The organism is Streptomyces sp. URMC 126, assembly GCF_051386555.1.
In the GTDB taxonomy this organism is placed as follows: Bacteria; Actinomycetota; Actinomycetes; order Streptomycetales; family Streptomycetaceae; genus Streptomyces.
Genome location: NZ_JBPQTX010000372.1, coordinates 1 through 6,375, shown reverse-complemented (window position 1 = coordinate 6,375; position 6,375 = coordinate 1). Strand labels below are relative to the sequence as shown.

The 6,375-nt window shown below is 76.2% G+C and carries 2 protein-coding genes and 1 pseudogene; 1 reads left to right on the top strand and 2 read right to left on the bottom strand.

The genetic code is table 11. The features are described from left to right. Window positions 1-1,146, top strand: a pseudogene (locus ACSNOK_RS29365) (MinD/ParA family ATP-binding protein); the annotation flags it as partial. A 228-nt stretch (window positions 1,147-1,374) separates the two neighbouring features. Here the strand turns inward: ACSNOK_RS29365 and ACSNOK_RS29360 are convergent. Both ACSNOK_RS29360 and ACSNOK_RS29355 read right to left on the bottom strand, forming a co-directional pair. Next, on the bottom strand, window positions 1,375-2,325 hold the full coding sequence (locus ACSNOK_RS29360) for a bifunctional riboflavin kinase/FAD synthetase (protein WP_436783828.1): 951 nt from the start codon (window positions 2,323-2,325) through the stop codon (window positions 1,375-1,377). 53 nt (window positions 2,326-2,378) lie between these two features. Continuing rightward, window positions 2,379-6,179 (bottom strand): serine protease, encoded by a 3,801-nt coding sequence (locus ACSNOK_RS29355; RefSeq protein ID WP_436783827.1) that lies wholly within the window; start codon window positions 6,177-6,179, stop codon window positions 2,379-2,381. Window positions 6,180-6,375: the final 196 nt, after the last annotated feature.

Sequence of the window (6,375 nt, the reverse complement as noted above, 5' to 3'; positions counted from 1 at the left end):
GGCCCGTACACGCCGCAGCCCCCGGCCTCCCCCGCCGACACCGGCACGGGCACCGGCGCCTTCGCCGCGCCCCAGCCGGAGCAGGCGAGCGGTCCCGTGGACCCGCGCACCGGCGGCTGGCCGACGGTGACGCCGGAGCAGCGGCAGCGGTCCGTGCACGGCGCGCCGCTCGGTTACACGGCCGCGGTCGAGCTGTCGTCCGAGCGGCTGCTCAAGAGCAAGCCGAAGCCGAGAAAGCAGACGTCGGGCCGGTTCAAGTTCGGCGGGAAGAAGGAGGAGGCGGAGCGGCAGCGCAAGCTGGAGCTGATCCGCACGCCCGTCCTGTCCTGCTACCGGATCGCCGTCATCAGCCTCAAGGGCGGCGTCGGCAAGACCACGACCACGACGGCGCTGGGCGCCACCCTGGCCAGCGAGCGCCAGGACAAGATCCTGGCCATCGACGCCAACCCGGACGCCGGCACCCTCGGCCGCCGGGTGCGCCGCGAGACCGGTGCGACCATCCGCGACCTGGTGCAGGCCATCCCCGGCCTCAACAGCTACATGGACATCCGCCGTTACACCTCGCAGGCGCCGTCCGGCCTGGAGATCATCGCCAACGACGTCGACCCGGCGGTCTCGACGACCTTCAACGACGAGGACTACCGGCGGGCGATAGACGTCCTGGGGCGGCAGTACCCGATCATCCTCACCGACTCGGGCACGGGATTGCTCTACAGCGCCATGCGCGGCGTGCTCGACCTGGCGGACCAGTTGATCATCGTCTCCACCCCGTCCGTCGACGGCGCGAGCAGCGCCAGCACCACGCTGGACTGGCTGGCGGCACACGGGTACGGCGAGCTCGTCGGGCGCAGCATCACCGTCATCTCGGGGGTCCGCGAGACCGGCAAGATGATCAAGGTCGAGGACATCGTGTCCCACTTCGAGACGCGCTGCCGGGGGGTCGTGGTCGTGCCCTTCGACGAGCATCTCGCGGCGGGCGCGGAGCTGGATCTGGAGATGATGCGGCCGAAGACGCGGGAGGCTTACTTCACTCTGTCGGCGATGGTGGCTGAGGACTTCGTCCGGGCTCAGCAGCAGCAGGGGTTGTGGGGCGGGCAGCCGCCTCAGGCGGCGCAGCCGCCTGTTCAGCCCGGGGGCTGGCCGCAGCAGTGATTCCCGGCGGGGCCGGGGGGTTGTGCCCCGGTCCCGCCCTTTCACCGTTTCTCGCGGGGGCAAGCCCCCGCCCCCCCCGAAGCGCCCTGCGGGCGCTGTCCTCAAACGCCGGACGGGCTGATATAGCCCGTCCGGCGTTTGAGGACGAGCGGCGAAGCCGCGACAAGCGGGGTCTGGGGCGGCAGCCCCAGGAAACGGCGAAAGGGCGGGACCGGGGCACCCTCACCGCGAAGCGGCAGCCACCAGCTCCCGCGCCCGCTTCACATCGTCCGCCATGCGCTCCAAGAGCGCATCAAGCGTCGCGAACTTCTCCATCCCCCGCAGGTAAGCGAGGAAGTCGACGGCGGCGTGCATCCCGTAGAGGTCCAGATCGACCCGGTCGATCGCATACGCCTCCACCGTCCGCTCCGTCGCGTCGAACTGCACATTCGTACCGACCGAGATCGCGGCGGGCATGGACTCGCCCTCGACGACGAGCCAGCCGGCGTAGACGCCGTCGGCGGGGATGGCGGTGTGCGGGAGGGTCTCGATGTTGGCGGTCGGGAAGCCCAGTTCGCGGCCGCGCTGCGCGCCGCGGACGACGACGCCCTCGACGCGGTGGGGGTGCCCGAGGATCTCCATGGCGCCGGTGACGTCACCCTCGGCGACCAGGCGGCGGGTGAGGGTGGAGGAGAACGGGAGCCCTCCCCCGGCCTCGCCGGTGAGCTTGAGGTCGACGGCCTCGACGGCGAAGTCGTAGGTCCCGCCGAGCTCCTCCAGCAGCGCGACCGTGCCCGCGGCGCGGTGGCCGAAGCGGAAGTTGGGGCCTTCGACGACGAGCCGCGCGTGCAGCTTGTCGACGAGGACCTTCACCACGAAGTCGGCCGGCGACAGCTTGGAGAACTCCGCCGTGAAGGGCAGGACCAGCACCGCGTCCACCCCGAGCTCGGCGATCAGCTCCGCGCGCCGGTGGTGCGGCGCCAGCAGCGGCGGGTGGCTGCCCGGCCGTACGACCTCGCTGGGGTGCGGGTCGAAGGTCACCACGACCGACGGCACCCCCAGCTCGCGCGCCCGCTCCACCGCACGGCCGATGATCAGCTGGTGCCCTCGGTGGACACCGTCGTACGAGCCGATGGTGACGACGCTGCGCCCCCAGTCCTGGGGGATGTCCTCCAAGCCACGCCAGCGTTGCACTGTGCCCGCTCCTCGCCCGAACCCGAACTCTTGTCTCTGTCGATTACGCAGGTCTAAGAGTGCCATGCCGGTTGGCGGCGGTCCGCATCGGCCGGGGCCCCCGCTGCGTCCGCATCGGTCTCCTGCCCGCCCGGTCCGCCCGCCGTCAGCCGGATCCGGGCCCCCGGTCCGACCACCGGTGCCCACTGCGCCGGGGCGGTCCGGAGCCAGCGGCGCAGCCGGGCGCCGAAGGCCGGGATCTCGCGCGCCAGCTGGACCAGCCGGCGGTCGCAGCGGGCCGCGCCCTCGGGGGTGCGGGCCAGCAGCTCCCCGACCCGGAACACGAGCTCGCGAGTGCGCGCCTCCGAGCGTTCGGAGGCGCCCTCGGCCGCCGCCCGCAGCAGCGCGTCGAGGACGGCGCCGCCCCGCTCGTACGGCTCCTGTTCCTCCCGCTCCAGCAGCACCTCCAGCAGCTCCCGTCGCAGCGTCCGGGAGGCGGCGGTGCCGGGCGCCGCGAGCACCGGGGCGAGGGCGCCGCGAACGGGGGCGGGGCGGGTGCGCAGCAGGTGGGTGACGAGGGGGAAGAGGACCGCGCGGGCGGACGGGCCGTCCTCCAGCCGCCGGTCGATGAAGGCGGCCACGTGCGGGGCGCTGTCCGGCCGGTGCTCGACGTGCTCGCGGACCAGCGAGGCCGCGCGGCGGGCGAGCGCGGGGTCGGAGACCTCGGCGAGGATCCGCAGGACGTCCGCCGGCCCGTCCCCCGGCTGGTAGAGGCGGGCGCGGAAGGCGCCGAGCACCGGCTCGGGGTGGGTGGTGAGCGCGGCGGCCAGCGCGGCGGCCGGGACCTGCGGGTCGCCGGCGGAGAACCGGGCGACGGCCTCTGGCAGGTGCTTGGCGCGGGTCAGCGGATCGCGGACCAGGACGGCCAGCGCCGATCCGTGCAGCGCGCCCTCGGCGGGGCGGGCGAGCAGGGCCAGCGCGGAGTACCGCAGCAGTTCGCGGTCGGCTTCCGTGGTGACGTACGGCACGGCCTTCAGCCCGTACGCGGCGGCGGCGACGTGGAGCTCGACGCGGTCGTCGTGCGCCCAGCGGTCGACGGCCCGGCAGACGGCGGACGGCTCGTCCTCGGCGAGGGCGGCCAGCAGTTCGTCGGCCTTCGGGTGCGCGGCGCGGACCAGCGCGTCGGTGAGGTCGTCGAGCGCGCGTCCGCGGTGGGTGTGGAGGAGGGCCTGGGCGGCCGTGGCGACGGTGGGCGCCGCGAACTCGCCGTCGCCGTCGGACGCGGTCAGCAGCGGGCGGTCGTCGTCGAACCAGCGGCAGATGTGCGCCTGGGCGGCGCAGGGGTGGTCGCCGAGCAGCGCGGCCGCGGCGGGGAGGAGGAGGCGGAGCAGGTCGAGGCGGTCGCCGAGGCCGAGCCGTAGCCGGAGCCAGAACGGCGGGCCGAACCGGGTCAGCCCGCCGAGCGTCCCGGTCGCGGTGGCGTCGAAGCCGCCGACGGCGCGGGAGCAGTCGGCGACCCGCTCGGCGAGCAGGCGGAGGACGCCGAGGTAGGGGGTGGCGTCGGGGAGCCGCAGCAGCGTCTCGGCGAGCAGGTGGGCCGCCCACCAGGCGGGGTCGGTGAGGACCGGCGGCCGCTCGGCGGCGTCCGCCTCGTCGCCGTCCGCCGCGGGGGCGGGCGCGCCCTCCCGGCCGGAGAGCGTCTCGACGGCGTGGACCAGGGCGGTCAGCCGACGGGAGAGCTCGGTGGGGCCCGAGCGGCGGCCGAGCAGCAGGAGGGCCTGGAGGACGGGGCCGATGCGGTGCCGTGGGACGGGCAGCAGCGTGGGCCGCTCCTGCCGGTCGGCGCCGCGCCGGCCCCGGCGTCTGGTCGGGGGCCGGGAGCCGGGCGGCGGCGGGACGTGCCCCTCGGGCGCCCGGGCCGGGCCGCCGCCCCGGCGGGAGGGCAGCCGGACGGCCGCCTCGGCGGGCGGGCCCTCCGGCTCGTACCAGCGGTGGACGAGGGCGTGCAGGGCGGCGTCGAGGTCGAGGTGGGTGCCGTGCAGCCAGTCGGCGAACTCCTCGTGGGCGAAGCGGTAGCCGCTGCCCGCCGGGACCAGCAGCCCCTCGGTGAGCACGGCGGAGGCCCAGCCGGTGCGCCAGGGGAAGAGCTGCTCGAACGTCTCGCGCTCCAGCTCGCCCTGGCCGGGGCCGAGGCACTGCCGGGCCGCCTCGTGCACCTGCCCGGCCACCTTGGCGGCCAGCCGGCGGACGGCCGTGCCGCGCAGCGGGGGCCGGCGGGCGGCGGCGAGGCGCACGGCGATGCGCAGGCAGACGAGGTCGAGGTGGGCGGCGAAGACGTCCCAGCGGTCCGGGGCGGGGGCGCCTTCCGGCCGGTCGGCGCCGTCCGGGAGCGCGGCGTGGACCTCGGCGAGCAGCCGGAGGGCGAGCGGGTGGCCGGCGTCCGCGGGGGCGAGCGCGCCGGCGGGGACGCCGTAGGAGGCGCGGGCGCGGTCCGCGAGCTCGGGGGTGAGGTCGGCGAGCCGGACACAGGCGGGCAGCGAGGGCGGGGGCGCGGCGGTGAGGGCCGGGGCGCCGCTGCCGAGGGCGGTGGCCGGGGAGTGCAGGGCGTCCGGCGGGAAGAGGGCGCCGGCCGTCTCCCAGTGCTCGGGGCGGCAGGCGACGACGAGCCGGGTGCCGGTCCGCTCCAGCCAGTGGGCGGTGGCCGCGGTCCAGGCGGGCAGCGCGTGGGCCAGCAGCGGCGGCATCTCCTCCGGGCCGTCGAGGAGGACGAGCAGCGGCCGGCCGACGCGGTGGGCGAGCCGGGCGACGGCCTCGGGGGTGGCGGCGGAGGTGTCGCCGACCGTGCCCTGGGCGCCCGCCGAGGCGGTGACGATCCGGCCGGCGGCGGCCAGCGCGCGGGCGATGGCGTCCCGCAGGCTCACGTCGTCGGCGCGCAGGTCCGCGCCGCGCAGCCAGAGCGTCGGCGCGGGCTCGGCGCCGCGCGAACGGCGGGCGGCGAGGGCGCCCAGCTCGGTGGTGCGGCCGGCACCCGGCTCGCCGACCAGGGCGAGGACGTACGGACCGCCGGGGCCGTGCCCGCCGGCCCGGGTCAGGGCCCGCCCGCCGGGCGCCCCGCCGGACAGGAAGCAGTCGAACTCGCGGACCGTCTCCGGCCGCTCGACGGGGTCGCGCCAGGTGCGGGGGGTGACCACCGAGCCGAGGGCCGTGCCGGTGAGCTGGAGGGCGCCCGCGAGGTTGAGGTCGTCGCCGTAGGCGGGGACGGTCGCCGCGTTGCGGTCCAGGAGGGCGGCGAGGGGGCCGTCGGGGTCGGCGGCGGCCGTGGCACGGAGAGGGATGGCGTAGCCGCCCGCGCGGCGCTCGGCGTGCAGCGCGGTACCGAGGACGGCGAGCACGGCTCCGGTGCGCGCGTCCAGCACGGGGCCGCCCGTGGCCTCCTCCCCCAGCCGCAGCGGCGTCCGCTCGGGCAGGGAGAGCTCCAGGGCGGTGCGCAGCAGGTGGAAGCGGTCCGTGGCGGTGTACGTCACCAGGGGTTCGCCGACGATCGAGGCGTCGTGCCAGCGGCCGGCCCGCAGCCGGACCTCGGTGCCGCCGACGATGTGCTCCGCCGCGCTGACGGCGAGCGGCGGCAGGTCCAGGCCCTCGGTCCTGACCAGGGCCAGGTCGCAGTCGGGCAGCGGGGTGACGGCGTCGGCGCCGACCACCACCGTGCGGTCGCCCGCGGCGTGCAGCACCAGGCAGGCGAGGCCGTCGACCGCCTCGTGGCTGGTGATCAGGGTGGACCTGTCGTCGACCGGGAAGCCCGTGCCGCGCCGCCGTCCGGCGAGATCCCTGATGCGCACCAAGGACTCGTCCGCATCGGCCCGCCGACCGCTCATCCGCCGAACCTCCCCGCGTGACCGTACGTGCGTACGCCCGTACGTTCCGAAGGTAGGCAGCCGGTGATCGGCAGGACAGATCGCGAGCCGAACGCGCCCCCTTGCACCCCCGTGGTTCACTCCGAGCGCCTGCCCGTTGGGGTGAATCGTGCGTATCAGATGGATAGAGATGGGGGGAGGGGCTGTCTCTTATACA